The organism is Tritonibacter aquimaris, assembly GCF_009617595.1.
Classification (GTDB): domain Bacteria; phylum Pseudomonadota; class Alphaproteobacteria; order Rhodobacterales; family Rhodobacteraceae; genus Epibacterium; species Epibacterium aquimaris.
The window spans coordinates 352,922-373,514 of record NZ_WIXK01000003.1; the positions used below are offsets into that span (position 1 = coordinate 352,922).

Consider the following 20,593-nt stretch of genomic DNA (forward strand, 5'->3'; position numbering starts at 1 on the left):
GAATTGTTATGCCAACAATCGTCGCTTCATGTGACTACGTCATAACCAACATGTGAAACTTACGTTACACTACGCTGCCGAGACGCATTCTTTGCGTGTAAACTCCATGCTGCCATCCGAGAAAATCGCCTCTCCCTCGCGCAGGGTGGTTACAATTTTGCCGCGGGCATTTTCCAGGACAAGATCTGCACGTTTCCCCACCGCGATTTCGCCACGATCCGTCAGGCCCAGCGCCTGTGCGGGATTTGCGCTGGCCAGCCGCACCGCCCCCGCAAGACCATCGGGATCAGTGTCAGCAAGGCATTTGATCGCGGGCAAAATAGCCGCCGGGTGGTAATCTGCCGCAAGGATCTGCAACAGCCCCGCCGCATGGGCATCGCGCGCGGACAGATTGCCGGAATAGCTTTGGCCGCGCATAGCATTAGGCGCGCCCATTGCAGTCATCATTCCCCGTTCAGCCGCCACTTTGGCTGCATCCATTGTTACCGGGAATTCACTGATCACCGCACCAATGTCGGCCATCAGATTGGCCTTTTCCACCGTGTCGTCATCATGGCTGGCGACTGCGATCCCATGCGCCTTGCACAGGCGCGAGACCGTCAGCAGGTTGGCATGGATCTCTTCGGTGGAGACAGCGCTGTCAATGCTGTGCTGAATCTGGCTGCGGGCTTCTTCTGCGCTGACCTTGCCGCCACGGGTGCGATAGGCAATCAGACGTTCCAAATCACGGTATTGCCCCTGCCCCGGCGTGTGATCCATCACCGAAACAAGATCCACCGAACCAGAGTTCAGCAGACCCTCCAAGGTTTCAATCGCCGCAGTAAAGGTGATGTCAAAGCGCGCATGCACCCGGTGATCCACCCGCAGACCATTTTGATGTGCCTTCAGGGCGCGAATGATTTGGCTTGTATGGGTGTAAGACCGGCGGTCGCCGTCTTTGGCATTGCGCGAAAACGATACCCCCGCATAGGCGGTGGTCACCCCGGCAGCAGCCAAACGTGCATCCAGATGGGTCACCGCGACCTCCATCGGGAAATCGACACCCGGTCGCGGCTCCAGTTCCAGTTCAATCATGTCGCCATGCATATCAACAAAACCGGGATAAACCGTATGGGTCGCGCTGCCACTGGTTTCACGGATTTCCGCAATGCGCCCCTCTTCGAGGCGCAGCGCACCACAGGCAATCACGCGATCAGCAAGGACAATCGATACATCACAGAGCCACATCTGCACGCTCCTCCTGTGGGGTTTGTTCAGGGGTAAGATCAACAATACGGTCAATCAGATGGGCAACATCATCCGGATGGTGGAACACACCAATCATCGCGGTGCCGCCTGCCTTTAGTTCCGCCAGACGCGCCACCAGTGCCGCGCGGGCCTGTGCATCCAGCGATGCTGTTGGCTCATCCAGCAACAAAAGTTTTTGCGGCAGAATAAGCGCGCGCGCCAGATTTACCTTCTGCTGCTCGCCCCCCGAAAACGTTGTTGGATAGGCGCGCCACAGATCCGGTTTCACCCCGAATGTGGCCAGCGCAGCCCGTGCCGCGTCGCGCGCATCATCCTGCCCATGCCCGGCCTGCCGCAACGGTTCGGCGACGATGTCTTCGGCGCTGACCCGTGGGCGGGCGGTCAGAAACTGGGTGACAAACCCGATCTCAGTGCGACGCAGATGGGCAATATCAACTTCGGCCGCGCGTGCCAGATCAATTTCACCATGAACCGACTGAAAGCGGACCTGCCCCGATTGTGGCAGATAAGAGCGGTAAAGCGTGCGCAACAGAGTGGATTTCCCCGCCCCATTCGCGCCTTTCAGCAGCACAAACTCCCCCGCCGCAACGGAGAAGGAAACATCAGAAAACGCACCAATCTGTTTGTCCAGATGGTGCAATGTGAAGGTCTTGCTCAGCCCTTCGATATCTAAAACAGCACTCATAGTTTTGCATGCACCAATTGTTGTGTGTAGGCGTGCTGGGGATCCTGGAAAATCTGATCCACCAGCCCGGTTTCAACCACTTCGCCGCGCCGCATCACCATGACGCGATCGGCAAGGGTGCGAATGACACCCAGATCATGGCTGACGATAACCATGGTGATATTGCGCTCTTGCTGCAGCTGTTTCAGCGTATCAAGCACCAGCGCCTGCACCGAAACATCAAGCCCGGTTGTTGGCTCATCAAGCAGCAGCAATGCAGGTTCCAGCGCGATGGCCTTTGCCAGCTGCACCCGCTGTTGCATCCCGCCCGAAAGCTCTGCGGGCGGCGCATCCAGACGATCCAGCGGGAATTCAGAGGCTTCCAACGCCACCGTGGCCTTTGCCCGCAATGTGGCAAAGCTGCGTTCGCCCGCGATCAACAGCCGTTCGGCGACATTGCCCGATGAAGAATGGTTCATCAGCAAACCAAGATGCGGGTTCTGATAAACAATGCCGATTTTGGTGGCACACAGCATCCGCCGGGCAAAGCGATCAAGCTCAAACAGATTGCCCGCAACATCTGGCAGATCCAGCGTATAGCGGCCCTGATCCGGGACTTCCTCGAGGTTCATCATGCGCAGCAGGGTAGATTTGCCAGAGCCGCTTTCGCCGACAATGCCCAGCACTTCGCCGGGATAGGCGCTGGCAGAGACATTTTTCACCGCCTGAACTGAGCCATAGGATTTGGAGACGTTTTCAACCTTCAGCAATGGCTGGGTTTTCACAATGCGAGGTGGGTCAAGTGTCAGAGTCATGACGTGAACTCCCCATCTTTGTACCAGGTTTCGCCGCGCTGGATCTCTTCGCCGTCATTTGCACGAATGGCTTTGGCACCCCATTCGCTGTCAGAGACTTCATAGGTTGAGCTGCCATCATCCTGCGGGATCTCATTCATGAAATAGCCTTTGGTGCCAGAACGATAGCAGCGCAGATGCCGGTGTTCTTCGACCTTGTAGGGCACATCGGAAAACACCAGTGGTTCAACCTTGGTGTAGGGCGGCACCGCAAAGATCCGCTTTTCCCGCCCGGCTGAAAGGATGGTGAGATGCTTGGCCATATGCAGTTTGGGCACATCCCAGCGCGGGATGGGCGACGGCGTCATCACATGGCGTCCATTAACCATCGACGGATAGCTTGCCCCCTGCATCACCCGGCCTGAACGGACAATCTGCTCATACAGTTGCAGCCACATCCGGCCATAATCCGCATCCGCATGCATCTGACGCGCAATCGACATATTCGGCTGCACCGGGCGCAAAGGTTCGGGATTGGGCACCTGCAACACCAGAATCTGATCTTCGCGCAGGATTTCTTCGGGGATGCGGTGGCGCGACTGAATAAGATCAGCCTCAAGCGTATCCAGCGTTGTCGGCGTGCCCGCCACCCGCGAGATAAAGCGGCGGATCGAGGCCGCGTTCACGCTGTCGTCGGCACCCTGATCGATGACTTTGACCCGTGTTTGCGGGTTCACCAGTGTCAGCGACACCTGCAAGCCACCGGTGCCCCAGCCCCGTGCCATCGGCACTTCGCGGCTGGCATAAGGCATCTGGCAGCCGGGCACCGCCACCGCCTTGATCATTTTGCGCCGCAGCTCCCGTTTGGCAGAGCCATCCAGAAAGCCATAGCTCATCGCTTGCCAGGGGTTTGTCAGATCCGTCAGGCTCATTGTGCGGGCTCCTCGGATTTTTCTGCCTGTTTCGCCTTTGCGTCACGCATAGCGTCCAGTGAGGACTGGAAGGTGACGTAGTGTGGCAGCTTGAAGTGGATACAAAAGCCAGAGCTTTCGACCCCTTCGGTGTGATAAAGAAAGAACTCTTCCTCGGTGGCTGAGCCTTTGGGTGCCCCTGCACTGTTGAGATCCAGCGTCGCTGCGGAAATGCATTTCACCTCGTTCCAGCCAAAGGTGGCTGCAAACCCAAGCCCCAGTTTCTTGCCTTTTTTGCTGACCACCTCGGCCTGGCTGACCTTGACGCGACCAGCGGAAAACTTGCGGCCATCAGGGTGGTTCACCACCAGGTCTGCTTCGGCTAGGCGCAGCTCATTGACGGTGGGATGGGCCGAGCCATAGCCGCGCATCGCCGCATAGCCCAACGCCAGAACCCCACCGGTATCGGCACGTGCAAGGCTTTGCAGGGTATGGGCGCGTTTGGATGGAAACAGCAAAGGCTCTCGCGTCAGATCGGGAATATCATTGCCCTGGGTTTCATCAGCTTCCGGCAGGTCAACCAGATCATTTTCAGCCTGCCAAGCGCTGACAGAGGGCTGATGCGCCGGGGCTGGTTTTGCGGCTGGTTCAACCGCAGGCGGGGTGAATGTTTCACCTTTCAAAACCTCGGTCGCCAGGATCCGATGCGCATAATCCAAAGTGGGGCCAAGCAGCTGACCACCGGGAATATCCTTGAAGGCTGCGGAAATACGACGATGGGTAAACAGCTGATCTTGTTCTACGGGTTCTGCCACGCTCAACCGCGGCTGCGTGGTGCGCCAGGCGCGCAGCAACAAAACCGCTTCAAACATCTCGCCGCCTGTCTGCGCCAATGCAAGTGCCGCCAGATCAGGATCATAAAGCGAAGCTTCCCCCATCACCCGATCAATCAGATAGGGCATGGAGCGACGAATTTCAGCGACGCGGGCATGGTCAATCTCGCCAAGCTCTGCACGAAACAGCCGCTCGGACTGGTCAATTGCGCGTTCACCGCCACGGGTTGCAACATAGGCCATCAGATTTCCTCCACATCAGTAGATCGCGGGATCGCCATCAGCCGGTCTGCGTCCAAGAGGATCAGCTCAAACCCCATCGGATACCGCATCACCGCCCGGCGCGTGGCCCAGAACCCCTCTGGCAAGCCGGAAACCTGCACGGTTTCAGAACCATTGATACCAGGACCCTTTAGGCAAAGCGCTGCGCCCTCTCCCAGTTTGGCCCGCACAATCAACGTCGCGCCTTCATCAGGATAAAGATCACTGCCGAGGCGCAGGCTATTCAGCATATCAACCGAACTCAGTCGGCCCAGAAACAGATGATCAGCCTGTGGCGCATCCGCGATTTCAGCCCCGCACCGCATGATCTGCGGCAGCAACAGCGGATCCGCGCTATAGACGCGGCATTCCCGATCGATCAGCGCATCAATCAGACAGGTCTCTCCGGCCTCGGGCAGCTGATGCACCATTCCGGGGCGTGCCAATGATTTCAGCAACGCATCAAACGCGGCATTTGCACGCTGTTCTTGTGGGGAAAACTCGGGGCACGCGGCACTCATCAGAACGTCTCCATATTCACGCGCGTGGCTTCGACCCGGCGCAGGCATTCTTGGTCTTGTTCAGCTTGTGCGGCAGAAAGCGCGGCACAAAAGCTGCGGCAGGCCTCCGCATTCACGTTGGATTTGAGCGACAGATCAACCAGGGCCATAGCCATCGCGGCCTCAAGATCATGCCCGCGCCGCATACCGTAGCCTTCGCAGGTGCCAGCGCGGATATGGGCCTCGCTGACCAGAACCTCACCGAGGTGAAACACTGTGCCCAGCGCCGTGTCGCGCATGGGCAGCATAACCAGCCCGGTGCGGCTGTAGAGCACCTCAATATCGCCAAGAGCGGCGATCAGCCCCTCTGCGAATTCATTCAGCTGCGCAGGCTCTGCGCGCGCCAATGCATCAAGTTGCACATCCGTTTCAGCCATCATCCCCTCCTGACATTGTGAACCGCACCCGGCCCGACGCCCAGATGACTTTGCTATAAGAAATTGGTACCCCGGAAGGATCCTCATCCACCGCCCGCACAACGATCACCGGCAAATCCGGGTGTTGTTTCAGCAGCTTGGCTTCTTCCGGCTTGGCAGGACGCGCATAAAACTCGGTCTCTTTGCGAAAGTAGTCGCTTATTCCGTAGGTCTTATATGTTTCGGTCGTGGATCCGACGTCGCGACGCCGTTCGACAAAATCTGGAAACCGCGCAGCAGGACGCCATGACGTGCCAACCGCGACCGGCATATTGTCGGCCAGGCTGATGCGCCTGCTTTCAACCACCTTGTCGCCGTCTGACAGGCCTAGGGCACGTTTCACATTACCAATGGCCTCCACCAGCTCAGCCGACAGCGGCTCGCTTGTCACCTGACAGCCCTGCGGCACCAGGTTTTTACGCAGCCGGGTACGCTTCCCGATGGAATAGGTGAGATGCGGCGCCTCTTCGACAAAAGTGCCGCGCCCCTGTTCGATGCTGACCTTGCCTGCCTTCGCCAGGGCCTCAACCGCGCGGCGTACAGAATGCCGTCCCGCGTCGAACCGCTGCGCGAGCTCAGGCTCGGTCTGCAGCTTGTCTCCGGGGGTTAAAATGCCTTCAGCGATTTCCTGTGCAAGGGCGTCGCGGATCATTGTCCAGTTTGTCCGTGTCATGCTTTAGATTCGTTCGAATGATTTTTAGTTACAGATTGCAGGTGACGGCGCTGTGACAGTGTTCACCCGTTTCGCCGACCACCAACGAGGATATTTCTACGTGTCCCTGAAACGGTCCTTCACACCGCCGCAGCGATTGAGACAAAGGATTCAACCAGGCGCAAGCGCGCGCGATCCTTTGGTGTAATCACCGAGGTTTCATAGAGATCCGAAAGCTCAGCGATTGGGATTTCCACCAAACCGTTTGAGATCAAACCACTATTGCTCAGAAAAATTGCAACGCCTGCCCCTTGCAGCACCGCTTCACACATCAGGGGAAATGTTGTCATGCGCATGGTGCGGGTAAACTCAACGTTGTGTTTGCACTGCGCGGTGCGCACCACACGTTCCGTCAACGAGCCGCTCTCGGGCAGGATAATCGTCTCCTCAGCGAGATCAGCCAGATGCAGTTCACGCCGCGCCGCCAAAGGAGATGTCGGCAAAAGATAGGCGCAGTATCGCTCCTGTGCGATTGCGATCCGCTCCCAGTCATCGACCTGCGGCGCATCTGTGATCAGGCCAACATCGGCGCGACGCTCGCGCAAAAGCCGCGTTGCTGTGGTCCAGTCATGCAGGGCGAAATTGATCTCCACATCCGGAAAACTCCGCTGGAATTGCCCGATTACCTTCAACGCGGGCATCGGGGAATTGGCGATGATTTTGAGATGACCCTTTGCCATCGCCTCAAAGCCTTCAAGCCGCTCAACGATCGCACTGTCGAGGGCAACCAGCCTGTCTGCCAGATCAAAAAACTCCTGACCTGTACGCGTCAATGTCACGCCATGACGGCTGCGCAGCAGGAGCTGAGACCCCACCTGACGTTCAAGTTTTGCCACGTGCTGCGTCACTGACGATTGCGTCACCCCCAAACGTTTGGCGGCGGCGGAAAAACTGCCTTCGCGTACCACATAGGCGAAGGCAACGAATTGATGATGGTTGGCGCGCATTCTGCTCTCCCCTGCCGCGCGGCTCTATCACCCATTAATCTCACTAATATGACGTCACAAAAATGATGGCTCGAATCTTTATCGCTGAGGCCAACGGAAGGGGAATCAGATGGCTGGCCTGAAGATCGAAAACATCACCAAAAGCTTTGGCGAGACCGATGTGCTGAAAGGCGTGTCGTTGGATATCGCGGATGGAGAGTTCCTGTCACTGGTCGGCCCGTCCGGTTGTGGCAAATCCACCTTACTGCGCATCATCGCCGGGCTGGAGCAGCAAACAAGCGGAGACATTCAGATCGCGAACACTTCGGTTGCGCAGCAGCGCGCCGCCGATCGCAACCTGTCGATGGTGTTCCAATCCTACGCGCTTTATCCGCATCTCAGCGTTGGTGAAAACATCTCGGTACCCTTGAAAATGCGGCGGATGAATACGGCGCAAAGGCTTCCGTTGATTGGGAAATTCATGCCAGGCTCCGGAAAACTGGCACGCGAGATTGGCAATGATGTCAGCCAGGCCGCGGACATGCTGGAAATCGCCCATCTGCTGGATCGCAAACCCGGTCAGCTTTCAGGGGGGCAACGTCAGCGGGTGGCACTGGGGCGCGCATTGGTCCGCGATCCGGCCGCCTTTCTGCTGGATGAGCCGCTGTCCAACCTTGACGCCAAACTGCGCGTGCAGACACGTGCCGAGATTGTGCAGCTGCACCGACGGCTCAAGACAACATTCATCTACGTGACCCACGATCAGGTTGAGGCCATGACCATGTCTGACCGCATTGCTGTCATGATGGGCGGGCGGATCCTGCAATGCGCGGCCCCTGATGTTGTTTATGAAGACCCCGAAACAATTGAAGTGGCTGAATTCATCGGCTCACCCAAGATCAATATCCTGCCTGTCACCCTGATAGGAGACGGTGCGCTTGCGCTATTGGATCACTCGTTGGGCATTCACTCCAACCGCCCGATTTCCGGTGCTATCTCTATGGGATTACGCCCCGAAGCGATCAAGATCACCACCACGGACGCGCCGTTTGTTGGACAGGTTGCACATGTTGAAAACCTTGGCGCTGAACTGTTTGTGCAGCTGGATATTCCCGGCCTCGAAACCCGTCTGGTGATGCGCTCAGCTGCAACAGACCGGGGGCAGCTGACGCTGGGAACGCAGGTGGGTGTTCGCTTTGATATGAGCGCGGCACTGGTGTTTGACGGCAGCGGCGCGCGGGTGCGCGACATCACGTTGCCCGCTAAAACATCCGCAAAAAGCACGGATAAGGTGGCCTGATATGGTTTATGCAGAGGCCACAGCCCCAAAAACCGTTGCAAATCCTGACAGCCAGGAACGCCGCGCCGCCTGGTTTTTGACCCTGCCCGCAGTGGTTTTGATGGTGGTGATCCTGCTGGTGCCGGTGGGCATCGCCGGGGTGCTGTCGTTTACCGATTTTTCGCTGGGCAATGACGGCTTCAACTGGGTCGGAACCCAAAATTACGAACGCCTGTTCACCCGCTCGACCTATAAAAAAATGTTCATCGCCACCTTCACTTACGTGATCACGGTTGTGCCGCTATCGGTGGGGTTGGGCCTGGGGGCTGCGCTGTTGATCCAGTCGCTGGGGCGCCTCAGCGAGTTTTACAAAACGATCTACTTCCTGCCGGTCATGGCGACGCTTTTGGCCATGGCAATTGCCTGGGAATTCATGCTGCACCCCAATATCGGCATGATCAATCGCACGCTCGCTATGGGGTGTGGCACCTGGCTGGAACAGATCTGGCCGTTTATGGCACGCAGCTGCGAAGGCTCGTTCCCAATCTGGCTGGGGGATAAGCAATACGCCATCTGGGTGGTGTGTTTCATCGGCATCTGGCAGGGTTTTGGCTTTAACATGGTGCTTTATCTGGCGGGTCTGACCGGGGTCCACCGCGAGCTTTATCACGCCGCTGAAATGGATGGTGCCAAATCCGGCTGGGAACGCTTCCGTCTGGTGACCTGGCCTGCGCTGGGCCCGACCACGGTGTTTGTGGTCACCATCAGCTGCATCCGTGCCTTTCAGGTTTTTGACACTGTCGAAGCCTTCTGGCCGCAGGGCGGCGGTCCCAACAAGACAACCTATATGATGATGTTCGCGATTTTCGAAAAAGGCGTGCAGCAGAATCTGATTGGGGCGGGCGCGTCGATCACCGTGATGTTCCTGGTTTTTGTCATGTTCCTAACCCTGATCCAGCGCTGGCTGGTGGAACGAAAGGTGCATTACTGATGACACGTGATTGGTGGAAACATCTGATCCTGATCCTGGGCGCGCTGATTGTGATTGCGCCGTTTTATATGATGATCAGCTATTCGTTCAAATCTCCGGGCGAAATTGAACGCGGAACCGGGGGCTTTTTTGGCCGCCAAGAGATGATGGTGGACGAGGCCTGTGTGAATCTGCGCCACCCGGACCGCGATGATATCGCCGCCGCACGCGCAGAATACCCCGGTCAAAGTGATGCGCAGCTGCGCGACACGCTGATGGCCCAGGCTCAGACCGAGTGTTCGGTGCGCCCGGTGGTGTTTAACTACACCAAAGCCTTCACCGAAGCGCCACTGCTGCGCTATCTGCTGAATGGCATCGTGGTGACTGCCTCGATCTTTTTGTTGCAGATGATTGTGGCTTTGCCTGCGGCCTATGCCCTGGCCAAGTTGCGGTTCTGGGGGCGCGAGGCGGTGTTTGCGGTCGTGCTGTTCTGCCTGCTCATCCCGGTGCATGCCATTGCGTTGCCGCTGTACATCGGCCTGTCCAAACTGGGGCTGACCAACACCTATGCGGCGCTGGTGATCCCGTGGACGATTTCGGTGTTTGGCATTTTCCTGATGCGGCAGTTTTTCATGACGGTGCCGGATGATCTGATCGATGCGGCGCGGATGGATGGCATGGGCGAGCTGACGATTGTCTGGCGCGTGATGCTGCCCACGGCAATTCCCGCCCTGATGGCCTTTGCGATCTTTTCGGTGGTGGCCCATTGGAATGACTACTTCTGGCCCCGCATCGTGGTGACTGGTGATCGCAACCTGTTCACCCCGCCTTTGGGCCTGCGCGAATTCAAGGCGGACATTGATGGCAGTCTTTATGGGCCGATGATGGCCACCGCCACGCTGATTGTCACGCCGCTGATCGTGACCTTTCTGCTGGCCCAGAAACGTTTCATCGAAGGTATCACGCTGAGCGGCATGAAGTGACCGCTTAGCCATTCAAATTCGGCACAAGGCCGGATCAACGGCCCCGGCACGTCGCCAAACCCACCGGGGCCACCACAACAGACATGGAGAGAGACATGTTCCGTTCCACCCTCACCGCTGCTGTGCTGACAGCTGTAACCGCCGCTGGTGCTTCTGCTGAAGACACCGTCACAATCGAGTTCGCCTATCCTTATTCGGCGACCTTCGACGTGACATATGATGCGATCATGCCAAAATTCAAGGAGAAGCACCCCAACATCGAGGTGAAGATCCGCGCGTCATATGAAAACTACGAAGACGGCACCAACACCATCCTGCGTGAAGCGGTTTCCGGCAACCTGCCAGATGTGACCATGCAGGGTCTGAACCGTCAGGCGATCCTGGTTGACAAAGGCATCGCCAAGTCGCTGGAGCCGTTCATCGCTAAAGAAGCCGATTTTGCCAAAGACGGTTATCACCAGGCGATGCTGAGCCTGTCGACCTTCAACGATGCCGTGCACGGTCTGCCGTTCTCTGTGTCGCTGCCGGTTGGCTATTACAACATGGATGCGCTGAATGCGGCTGGCATCACTGAGACCCCCAAAACCTGGGATGAGGTGATCGGTGCCTGTGAAAAGCTGCAGGCCAATGGCGTTAAGCACCCAATGTTCTGGGGCTGGAACATCACCGGCAACTGGTTCTTCCAGGCGCTGATGTGGACTCAGGACAAACCCACCGTCGAAGGCGCAGCCATGAACCTGGACACGCCCGAAGCGCTGGCGGCCCTGGAAACCATGCAGAAACTGGTCAAAGGCTGCGACATGCAGAACCTGTCGACCAAGGATTCGTTCAGCGCCTTTGCGTCGGGTCAGGTTCCGATGTTCTTCTGGTCGACCTCTTCGGTGGGCCGCGTAGACCGCGCCAATGTTGATTTCACGTTCAAAACCGATGTCTACCCTGGCATGGGCGGCGCACCTTTGGGTCTGCCTGCGGGTGGCAACGCCGCTTTGTTGACCTCGACCTCGGATGATCCTGCGGTTCTGGAAGCGGCCTGGGCCTGGCTGACATTCATCACCTCCGGTGAAGGCGCAGCCGAAGTGGCAAAAACCACCGGTTACATGCCACCAAACAAAGCGGCCAACGATGTGATCCTGGCGGATTTCTATGAGCAGAACGCCAACAAGAAAACCGCGGTGGACCAGCTGCCGTTGTTGCGCGACTGGCAGGCTTATCCTGGTGACAACGGTCTGGCGATCACCCAGATCCTGTACGACGGTCTGGAGCGTATCGTGACCGGCGACGCAACCGACATGAAAGAGCTGCAGCAAGAGCTGGTCGAAGAAGTCAACGACCTGCTGCCCAACAGCTAACCCCCGCGTTTCCGGTCGCCCGCCCACACGGGCGGCCGGATTCGGTTTCAGACCTTGCTGCGAAATGACCCTATGAAAATCATCCATATTTCCGACATTCACCTAACCATCCCCGGCGAAGAGATGGGCGGGTTGAACCCCCATGCCCGTCTGGAACAGGCCATGCGCGACATTGCCGACAATCATCCTGACGCTGTGCGCATCATTGTAACCGGTGATCTTGCCCATTGGGGTGAACGTGCCGCATACGAAAGCCTCAAACCTTTTGTTGAAGCAGCCCCCGTGCCGATGCGCCTGATGATCGGCAATCATGACAACCGTTCAGAGTTTCTGCACGTCTTTGCTGACCATCCCCAAGATGAGGCAGGGTTTGTGAACCACGCTGAAACGGTGGACGGCATCCGGTTTATCTATCTCGACAGCGTAGGGGAACGCACCCATGCAGGGCACTTCTGCGCCAAGCGTCGGCACTGGCTGCAAAATGAACTGGAGCACTGTGAGCGTGCCCGCATCTTTTTGCACCATAACCCAATGCTGATCGGGCTTCCTGCCGAAGATAAAATCGCGCTGGTGCCAGAAGACCGCGCCCCGCTGAAAGATCTGCTAGAGCGTTATAACGACCGGATCGACTATATCCATTTTGGCCATGTGCACGCCCCCATTCACGGGCAGTTTGCGGGCATTCCCTTTGCCAGCGTTCCGTCAACCGGCAATCAGTCTTTGCCTGACCTGCAGGAACAAGACATGCTGAAAAGTGCGCCGATGCAGCCAGGCTATTACGTGGTGCTGATCGACGGGTCTGACACCACAATTCACCAGATCCCCTTTGCCTGGGATGGTGTGGTGCGCACCTCGGGCACTGCTTGGGAAGATTGGGAAAAACAGCCTGCAACGGCATAGTAAGCGCCGTCTTCAGGCCCGCGTCTTGGGGCTGTCAGACTTTGCGATCCATTGGACCATGGGGAGCTTGCGGCAAATACTGCCGCAAGCTCCAATAGTTTTTGCTCACAGCAATGCGCGAATTTTCTCAAGCATGGCTGCGTTGACGGCAACACCTTGTTCCGCGGCTTTCTGGCGGCAGGTTTTGCGGCCGTCGCCCGGCAGGCGTGCGCCATCTTGATCGTGGATTGACGCAATAAGCGCGGTGAGCTTTTCCTGAAACGCGCCGCCGGATGTTGCTTCAGGGTCAACCGCAATAAAGAACTGGCCGGTTTTCGGCGGGCCACCCGCGGTGCCTGAGAACGGGCTTGCAACCGAGCCAAGCGTCGCACCGGTCATGGCGGCGGCCATCAGTTCAACGGTCAGCGCGATACCAACACCTTTGTAGCCGCCAGAAGGCACCATTGAGCCCTTGAGACCGGCATCAGGATCGGTGGTTGGCTTGCCGTCGCTGTCCAGCACCCAGCCCTCGGGAACCGCTTTGCCCTCGCGGGAATGTTTCATCACTTCGCTTTTGGCGATGGTGCTGGCCGATTGGTCAATCAGCAGGGCCGCGTTGCCATCTGCATCGGGCGCGGAAATCGAGAATGGGTTGGTACCAACAACAGGTTTTGCACCACCAGACGGCGCAATGGAGGCAGGCGCGTTGGTAAAGCCAATGCCCAGAAGACCCGCCTGTGCCAGACGTTGGGTGTGCACACCCAGAACACCGCAGTTGTACGAGTTATTGATCGCCAGAACCGCAACACCCTGCTCTTTGGCGAGCGGAATAAGCTTCTGAAACCCCTGATCGATTGCGCTATGAGCAAAGCCGGTTGCCGCATCAACGGACACCACGGATGGACGTGGCAGGCTGACAACGGGAACGGCCTTGCCGTCCACCTTGCCGCATTCAACATGCTGCGCGTAGATCGGAATATAGGCCAGCCCGTGTGAAGCCACACCATCGGCCTCGGTCATGGCGGTTGCCACGGCCAGAGGGCGTGCATTTTCTTCGGATGTGCCCGCTTTGACCAACGCGCGGAAGGCCAGATCTTCGATTTCGCTCAAGGACAGGGTTTCAGTAGCAGTCATATAGGATCTTTCTTTGTTTGTTGGAGCTGCGCCTCCGAATGAGGAGCGATGCTCATATCAATCGTTATCGCTGAGGCCCGCACCAGCACCGCGCAGGCGGCTTTCTTCGGTTGCAGGCGCAAAGGTGCGATGGGCGAAATCGGCCAGGACCTGCCAGCTGTCTTCGCTTGGCTCAGCCCGCATCAGGGCTTCGCGATGGCCGGTCATTTCCGCCGGCGCAGTGAACACCAGCCGATCGGCCTGATCTGTTTGCAGATCTTCGCTGCTGCCCTGCACACAAAGCTGACGCCCGTTTGTGGCCAGACGCACGCCAGACCATGTCACCGCAACAGGCTGGCCCAGACGCAGCGCAGCACCACCCATAAAGGGCACCGCCAGCAACGGCAGGCTCACGCTTTCCAAGGTGATGCTGCCGCGATCTCGCAGCTGAACAGCACAGTCGCTAAGGGCAGCACCCGCAATCAAAGGGCTCATTCGGCGTGCCGGTGCATGCCAGATATCCGCACGCAGCGAAACGGGGGCAACATCAACCTCAGGAATGCGATCATTGAGCTGCAGCAGAGCCGCCAGCATTTCCACACCAGGGAAGCCAAAAGACGACAACCAGCGCGTGCCTTTGGCTGCCTCTTCCGCCAATCCCCACGACAGGCCAGCCCCACGGGCCGCGCGTTTGCTCATGGCCTCGATTTCATTCAGCGAGTGGCTCATGCCTCGTTCTCCTCAAGCGCGGGATAGACCCAGAATTCTGCGGTTTCGGGGTTTAGCTCATGGGGCAAAGGTGCATTGCCATACATGCAGATCCGCACCCAGCGATCCGAGCGCGGATCAAACTGTGTTGCACCAAAGAACGCCAGTTTGCAGCGCAACATATCAATCGGCAGCACCCGATCGGAAATCGTATTGTCGCGGATCTCGGCATAAGGCGCGCGCCCAACGATTTGCACACGGCGCAGCACATGACGGTGCTCTGGATGGCGCAGAAGGAACTCGGCCACCCGCGCCTCATCCGGCCAATGCGCAATCGCACGATACAGCTGCGCGGCATCGCGCCCCGGCGCAAGCGGCTGCTCATAGGCTTCAATCGGCTCTTCGAACCGTTCACCCAGACGCGGTTCAAGCTTTTCTTCCGACACATACCAGGCGCGGGCACGGTTTTCCGGCGCATCCCAATCGGTTTCCAGAGCCCAGGCGTAGATCTCTTCGAGCAGCTTGCGCATCTCAGCGATGGTCATGGCACCTGCGATGCGGAAAGTCGCGGTATTGTCGGCTGCCATTTCCAGCGCCAGATCATCAACAAGCGCGCCATAAGGCTCCAGCATCAGCGACGCGAGCCACTCCTGCCCCTCAAGGCTGAGGTGGGTTTCACCCCATCGGCACAGTTCATCCCAGGGGCGCGTGCGCTCCAATGGGGTTTCTTGTGCCAGATACTGTTCGATATGTTGAACGTCTTGGCGCAACTCTTTCAGCTTCTCGATCTGGATCGGGTGTTGGCTAGACCAGTTGGCGATAGAAATTTTACTGCGCTGCAAAAGCTGTTCAAACAAAGCAATATCAGCAGCTTCTGCGTGTTCAACATTGCGCACGCGGCTGATTGCGGTTTCCCGTGCCGAGACCCAATTGTTGAACAAAACCGGGTGATTGAGCAGGAAAGGCGCCATGCCCAGACCGGTAGAATTGCCAATGCCAATGCTGCGCGCAATATCTGGTGAAAGGGCGGCGGCTTCGGCGCCCTGCTCCTGTGCACGGCAATCAGCCATATATTGCACCAGATCAAGCACAAACCAGCGGGTCAGATAGACCGAGAGCATCTCAACCTGGAACGGTACAGAGAATTCCGCGCGCGTTGCGATCATTTCACGGTCGGCAGCGCCAAGTTTGCCAGAGCCATAGACCGCGGTGGTGCGCATCAGGTAGCCAACCGCTTCGATCTGTTCGACATCCGGCTGGTTGCCCGCCGCAAGCGCGCTGACCACATGTTCCCACAGACGCACAGAACGGTTCGCGCGCGACACAGACAGTTCCGTGCCGGTCACACGGCCCGCCTCTTGCACCGGAACATTCTGGCGCAGCCGGTCAATGTCCTCGGTTTGTGGAATGCCATCAAACAGGGTGAACGTGGCGTCCCATGCTTCGGCGATCACCCGGTCAGAGCGTTTTTCCGCAGGCAGATCATGGGCAAAAGCCACCAAAGAATACGAGCGATCCGGCCCATGCGCAGTATAAACCGCGTGGCCTTCGCCCTGCGCGTTGATCGAGAATTCCTGCTGCTCAAACCGCCAGCCTTCGCGCGCCAGACGACGGGTCAGCACCCGCATGAAGGACAGTCGCGATTGATGGAAAGACCCCAATCGCGCCAGTCGCATGACGGTGTTCGGGTCTCTGCATAGGATCTCATTCATCTGAATATGCCTTTGTTATCAGACGTCACGCAGCCGAGCAGGCAGAGTTGGACGCATCAATTAGGTGACCGGGCATCTAAAAGATGCCCGGAGTTCGTTCAGCTTTCTTTGCCTTTGGCAATAGTAATGCGTAGCGCATCCCAAAGCGTCGGCAAGAGGATCAATGAAACCGGCACCGCCGTGATCACGATGAAGCTCTGCAGTTTGGAGACCCCGCCCGATCCCACAGAGATCAAGATCACCGCCATGACGCCCATGGCAATTCCCCAGAATACGCGCACTGCGGTCGGTGGTGTGTCGCCCGTGCTCATGCTGGTCGAGATCACAAAGCTCATGGAGTCACCGGTGGTGGCAACAAAGATCGTGGTCAGGATCAGGAACAGGACAGAAACGATAAAGCCAAGCGGCAGGTTCTGTGTGATCGCGAGCAGTGCTGCAGGCAGGTTGAAGCCTTCAAATGCGCTAGAGATCGTGCCCGGATTGACCAGCTCCATCGAAATGCCGGTGCCGCCCAGAATGGTGAACCAGAAGTTGGTCACAATCGGTGCGATCAGCGACAGCATCACAATGATGGTGCGGATCGAACGACCACGCGACACGCGCGCGATAAAGATCGCCATCAGCGGACCATAGCCCATGAACCAGCCCCAGAAGAACACGGTCCACCAACCCAGCCAGCCCGGATCACCAAATACACCCGCCTCACCGCGGAACAGCGCCATCTGGAAGAAGTTGGCCAGATATGTCGCAAAGCCCGAGAAGAACGAGTTGAAGATAAAGCCCGTGGGGCCAGCAAACAGCACGAACAGCAGCAGACCGGCCGCAAGGATCACATTGATTTTGGACAGCAGCTGAATACCGCGCGACAGGCCGCTGATCGCAGACAGCGTATACAGCGCAACCAAGCCACCAATCACCAGTGCCTGAGTGAGAAAGACATCCGCAATACCAAAGAGATCAGATAGACCATAGCTCACCTGCAGGCCAAGGAAGCCAATCGGGCCAACGGTACCAGCAACAACCGCAATGATCGAAGATGCATCCGCAATAAGGCCAATCGGGCCGTTGATGGCTTTGTCGCCAAACACCGGATACAGCAATGTACGCGGTGCCAGCGGCAGGCCTTTTTCATAGTGGTAATGCATCAGCATCACGGTCGAAAGCGACCCCAGAATTGCCCAGGCCAAGAAGCCCCAGTGCATGAAGCTTTGTGCAATGGCCGGGTTTACCGCATCAGCAGTGCCACCTTCATTGCCAAACAGCGGCGGCGCATAGAGGAAATGTGCAATCGGTTCACCCGCCGCCCAAAAGACGCCGCCTCCCGCCAGAAGGGTACACATGATCATGGAACCCCACTGGAAAGTGGTGAACTCGGGGCGTTCCAGCCCGCCCATGACGGCTTTGCCACCGGGCAGGACGCAAAGCAGCAAGCCCAACAGGAATGTGGCCAGCAGCAGAACCTGCCAGTAGAGACCAAAATAGGTAGCCGCAAAGTTGAAGCCCCAATCCACCGCAGCAGACAGTGTTTCAAGGCTGAAAAGCGCCGCGAGGCAGAACACGGCAATAAAGCCGCCTGATATCAGGAACAGCGGCTTATTCAGCCCCCCCTGTGGTGTTTGTGTAGTGGTGGTGTCTGACATTTTCCCCTCCCTAGGAACGACCCCGACGGGTCGAATGCAGCGACCCGAGGTTGTTTTCCCTCTTAGTCGTTGGTCTGTGGTGTGAAGTTTTCCGCAAAGAAACGATGCCAATTGCCGCCCATGATCATGGCAACTTCTTGGTCATTCATGCCGGTGTCGCGCAGCCCGGATTCGATATTGCCGAAATCACGGTTGTCGCGGAACCAGCTGGGCATCGACGGGAACCCTGGTGCGGATTTAGAGCCCTCGCCGTAGTCAATTTCTTTGGTCCAGCGTCCAACCCGCATCCATTCCACGATGCTGTCGGGCTGATCCTGGCACAGATCCGTCCCAATCCCGAGGTTTTCAACGCCAAACTTATCCGCAGTGCGGGCAATCATTTCACAAAAGCCCTGCAGGGTGCACCCGGATTTATCCTTCAGGTGATGCGGATAGATCGAGAAGCCAAACATGCCACCATTCTCAGTCACCGCGCGGATGACATCGTCACGTTTGTTGCGCAGCGCCGGGTGCCAATCATAGGGGTTGGCGTGGTTGATGGTGATCGGGCGCTCTGACAGATCCGCCGCCTCAATGGTGGAGCGATCCGCGGAATGGCTCATATCGATGACCATCCCCACCCGGTTCATCTCTTTGATGACCTGACGCCCCATGCGGGTGATGCCGGGATCTTCTGCTTCATAACAACCGGTCGCGAGCAGTGACTGGTTGTTATAGGTAAGCTGCATAAAGCGCCCACCCAGGGTGTGCAGGATCTCGATCAGATCAATATCGTCTTCCATCGGTGATGGGTTTTGAAAGCCAAAGAACACCGCGGTACGGCCGGTTTCACGCGCCCGTTCAATATCGCTGGCCCATTGGCCTTTCATGATCAGATCCGGGAATTGCTGGAACCAGCGGTTCCACTGCTCAAAGTTGAGCACGGTTTCCCGAAAGTTTTCGTGATAGGCGATGGTGACCTGAATGGCGTCCACCTTGCCTTCACGCAGCTGGCGGAACACTTTTTCCGACCAGTTCACATATTGCAGGCAGTCGATGCGATAATTAGCGGTCATGGCAGTCCTCCCCCCGGTTACGCATAACGTCCCGGTTCACGCCCGAGTGTCCGGTCTGGGCGCGTGATCTTATTCCGATGATTGGATTGGGCAGGCCCAAAGGCCCGCCCATTGGCTAGATAGCCAAATCAGTCAGGTTTACCTGCGCTGATGTAGGCTGTCTTAACTGTGGTGTAGAACTCAGCCGCAGATTTACCCTGCTCGCGTGGGCCGTAGGAGCTGTCGCCACGGCCGCCGAACGGCACGTGATAATCAGTGCCCGCTGTTGGCAGGTTCACGGTCACAACACCTGTGCGCGCATTGCGGCGGAAGTGTGTGGAGCGTGCCAGCGATTTGGTAACGATACCCGAGGTCAGGCCAAAGTTGGTGTCATTGACGGTTGCCAGTGCTTCGTCATAGCTGCCAACTTTGATGACAGAGGTCAGCGGGGCAAACATCTCTTCGCGGTTGATGCGCATGTTGTTGGTGGTGTTCAGGAACACGCCGGGTGACATGTAAAAACCATCATGCGGCATATCGAGACGCGTGCCACCACAGGCCAGCTCTGCGCCTTCGGATTTGCCCAGATCAACGTAAGCCAGGTTTTCATCCAACTGCTGCTGGCTCACCACAGGACCCATCTGGGTGCCCGCTTCCAGCGCGTGACCAACCTTCATGGCTTGCGTGCCTGCAACCAGTTTTTCAACAAATGCGTCATGCACGCTGTCCATCACGATCAGGCGCGAAGAAGCCGTACATTTCTGACCGGTGCCGCCAAAGGCCCCACCCAGCGCAAGCGCTACCGCCAGATCCAGATCTGCATCGTCCATCACCGCCAGCGCGTTTTTGGACCCCATTTCCATCTGAACTTTGGTCAGGTTCTGGATCGCAGCAGTGGCGATGCCTTTGCCCACAGGGACCGAACCGGTAAAGGAAATCGCATCAACCAGCGGGCTTTCCACCAGACGCTGGCCAACGTCACGGCCTGCGCCCATCACCAGGTTAAAGAGACCTTTGGGGATGTCCTGACGGCTGATGATTTCGGTCAGTGCAACAGCAGACGCCGGGGTAACATTCGCAGGCTTCCAGATTACCGCGTTGCCGTAGCAAAGTGCCGGCGCGATTTTCCAGGAAGCGGTTGCAGTTGGGAAGTTCCACGGGCTGATGATCGCAACGGTGCCAACCGCTTCGCGGCGCACGTCGATTTCAACACCATCACGCACGCTGTCGGCGTTTTCGCCCAGCTGGCGCAGGCATTCTGCGGCGTAATAGGTAAAGAACTGACCTGCGCGGTAGACTTCGCCTTTGCCTTCGGCCAGCGGTTTGCCTTCTTCACGGCTGAGCAGCGTGCCCAGCTCTTCGGCGCGAGCCATCAGCTCGTTGCCGATCGCGTTCAGCACGGCTTGTTTGCGCTCAAGCCCGTAGGCCGCCCATTCAGCCTGTGCGCTGCGCGCCGCTTCCAATGCGCGATCCAGTTGGTCTGAACCGGCCTGTGCGAATACCCCGACCACGTCAGACAGGTCAGAGGGGTTGAGATTGGTGACTTCGGCAGTGCCGGATACCCATTCGCCGGCAATATAGTTCAGCTGAGTTGCAGTCAT

At 57.7% G+C, this 20,593-nt stretch carries 20 protein-coding genes; 5 read left to right on the plus strand and 15 right to left on the minus strand.

From position 1 onward, the window contains the following. Nucleotides 1-69: 69 nt before the first annotated feature. The 9 genes from GG681_RS07740 to GG681_RS07780 all read right to left on the minus strand — a co-directional run bounded on the left by GG681_RS07740 (nucleotide 70) and on the right by GG681_RS07780 (nucleotide 7,346). On the minus strand, nucleotides 70-1,227 hold the full coding sequence (locus GG681_RS07740; RefSeq protein ID WP_153546774.1) for an alpha-D-ribose 1-methylphosphonate 5-triphosphate diphosphatase: 1,158 nt from the start codon (nucleotides 1,225-1,227) through the stop codon (nucleotides 70-72). Beyond that, nucleotides 1,214-1,933, minus strand: coding sequence for a phosphonate C-P lyase system protein PhnL (locus GG681_RS07745; RefSeq protein ID WP_153546776.1), 720 nt, complete (start codon nucleotides 1,931-1,933; stop codon nucleotides 1,214-1,216). Before GG681_RS07745 ends, GG681_RS07740 begins: the two co-directional genes overlap by 14 nt. Further along, on the minus strand, nucleotides 1,930-2,727 hold the full coding sequence (locus GG681_RS07750) for an ATP-binding cassette domain-containing protein (protein WP_153546778.1): 798 nt from the start codon (nucleotides 2,725-2,727) through the stop codon (nucleotides 1,930-1,932). The genes GG681_RS07745 and GG681_RS07750 overlap by 4 nt, the downstream gene beginning before the upstream one ends. Continuing rightward, the gene (locus GG681_RS07755) at nucleotides 2,724-3,638 is read right to left on the minus strand and encodes an alpha-D-ribose 1-methylphosphonate 5-phosphate C-P-lyase PhnJ (RefSeq protein ID WP_153546780.1); all 915 of its coding nucleotides are present in this window, start codon (nucleotides 3,636-3,638) and stop codon (nucleotides 2,724-2,726) included. The genes GG681_RS07750 and GG681_RS07755 overlap by 4 nt, the downstream gene beginning before the upstream one ends. Continuing rightward, nucleotides 3,635-4,693 (minus strand): carbon-phosphorus lyase complex subunit PhnI, encoded by a 1,059-nt coding sequence (locus GG681_RS07760; RefSeq protein ID WP_153546781.1) that lies wholly within the window; start codon nucleotides 4,691-4,693, stop codon nucleotides 3,635-3,637. The genes GG681_RS07755 and GG681_RS07760 overlap by 4 nt, the downstream gene beginning before the upstream one ends. Continuing rightward, complete coding sequence (gene phnH, locus GG681_RS07765; RefSeq protein ID WP_153546783.1) at nucleotides 4,693-5,232, minus strand: phosphonate C-P lyase system protein PhnH; 540 nt, start codon at nucleotides 5,230-5,232, stop codon at nucleotides 4,693-4,695. The genes GG681_RS07760 and phnH overlap by 1 nt, the downstream gene beginning before the upstream one ends. After that, complete coding sequence (locus tag GG681_RS07770; protein ID WP_153546785.1) at nucleotides 5,232-5,648, minus strand: phosphonate C-P lyase system protein PhnG; 417 nt, start codon at nucleotides 5,646-5,648, stop codon at nucleotides 5,232-5,234. Before GG681_RS07770 ends, phnH begins: the two co-directional genes overlap by 1 nt. Next, complete coding sequence (gene phnF / locus GG681_RS07775; protein ID WP_153546787.1) at nucleotides 5,641-6,360, minus strand: phosphonate metabolism transcriptional regulator PhnF; 720 nt, start codon at nucleotides 6,358-6,360, stop codon at nucleotides 5,641-5,643. The genes GG681_RS07770 and phnF overlap by 8 nt, the downstream gene beginning before the upstream one ends. Nucleotides 6,361-6,479: 119 nt before the next feature. Then, nucleotides 6,480-7,346: a LysR family transcriptional regulator gene (locus GG681_RS07780; protein WP_153546789.1), complete on the minus strand. Its 867-nt coding sequence runs from the start codon at nucleotides 7,344-7,346 to the stop codon at nucleotides 6,480-6,482. A 109-nt stretch (nucleotides 7,347-7,455) separates the two neighbouring features. Between GG681_RS07780 and GG681_RS07785 the strand changes: the two genes are divergently transcribed. The 5 genes from GG681_RS07785 to GG681_RS07805 all read left to right on the plus strand — a co-directional run bounded on the left by GG681_RS07785 (nucleotide 7,456) and on the right by GG681_RS07805 (nucleotide 12,806). Then, a complete protein-coding gene (locus tag GG681_RS07785) occupies nucleotides 7,456-8,625 on the plus strand; it encodes an ABC transporter ATP-binding protein (RefSeq protein WP_153546791.1) in 1,170 nt (389 codons plus the stop codon). 1 nt (nucleotide 8,626) lies between these two features. Further along, complete coding sequence (locus GG681_RS07790; RefSeq protein ID WP_153546793.1) at nucleotides 8,627-9,595, plus strand: carbohydrate ABC transporter permease; 969 nt, start codon at nucleotides 8,627-8,629, stop codon at nucleotides 9,593-9,595. After that, nucleotides 9,595-10,557: a carbohydrate ABC transporter permease gene (locus tag GG681_RS07795; RefSeq protein ID WP_153546795.1), complete on the plus strand. Its 963-nt coding sequence runs from the start codon at nucleotides 9,595-9,597 to the stop codon at nucleotides 10,555-10,557. Before GG681_RS07790 ends, GG681_RS07795 begins: the two co-directional genes overlap by 1 nt. Nucleotides 10,558-10,652: 95 nt before the next feature. Beyond that, the gene (locus tag GG681_RS07800; protein ID WP_153546797.1) at nucleotides 10,653-11,906 is read left to right on the plus strand and encodes an extracellular solute-binding protein; all 1,254 of its coding nucleotides are present in this window, start codon (nucleotides 10,653-10,655) and stop codon (nucleotides 11,904-11,906) included. A 72-nt stretch (nucleotides 11,907-11,978) separates the two neighbouring features. After that, nucleotides 11,979-12,806 carry a metallophosphoesterase gene (locus GG681_RS07805; protein ID WP_153546799.1) on the plus strand — a complete coding sequence of 276 codons (828 nt, stop codon included), beginning with the start codon at nucleotides 11,979-11,981 and terminating at the stop codon, nucleotides 12,804-12,806. Between the two features lie 105 nt (nucleotides 12,807-12,911). Here GG681_RS07805 and GG681_RS07810 read toward each other — a convergent pair whose 3' ends face one another. The 6 genes from GG681_RS07810 to GG681_RS07835 form a co-directional block, all read right to left on the minus strand. Then, nucleotides 12,912-13,919 carry an Ldh family oxidoreductase gene (locus tag GG681_RS07810; RefSeq protein WP_153546800.1) on the minus strand — a complete coding sequence of 336 codons (1,008 nt, stop codon included), beginning with the start codon at nucleotides 13,917-13,919 and terminating at the stop codon, nucleotides 12,912-12,914. Between the two features lie 57 nt (nucleotides 13,920-13,976). Continuing rightward, complete coding sequence (locus GG681_RS07815; protein WP_153546803.1) at nucleotides 13,977-14,627, minus strand: DUF3726 domain-containing protein; 651 nt, start codon at nucleotides 14,625-14,627, stop codon at nucleotides 13,977-13,979. Continuing rightward, complete coding sequence (locus tag GG681_RS07820; protein ID WP_153546805.1) at nucleotides 14,624-16,318, minus strand: hypothetical protein; 1,695 nt, start codon at nucleotides 16,316-16,318, stop codon at nucleotides 14,624-14,626. Before GG681_RS07820 ends, GG681_RS07815 begins: the two co-directional genes overlap by 4 nt. Before the next feature lie 98 nt (nucleotides 16,319-16,416). Further along, a complete protein-coding gene (locus GG681_RS07825) occupies nucleotides 16,417-17,958 on the minus strand; it encodes a BCCT family transporter (protein WP_153546806.1) in 1,542 nt (513 codons plus the stop codon). Nucleotides 17,959-18,020: 62 nt separating this feature from the next. Continuing rightward, the gene (locus tag GG681_RS07830) at nucleotides 18,021-19,013 is read right to left on the minus strand and encodes a membrane dipeptidase (protein WP_153546808.1); all 993 of its coding nucleotides are present in this window, start codon (nucleotides 19,011-19,013) and stop codon (nucleotides 18,021-18,023) included. Nucleotides 19,014-19,141: 128 nt separating this feature from the next. Next, entirely contained in the window at nucleotides 19,142-20,593 is a 1,452-nt protein-coding gene (locus tag GG681_RS07835; RefSeq protein WP_153546810.1) for an aldehyde dehydrogenase family protein, read from the minus strand.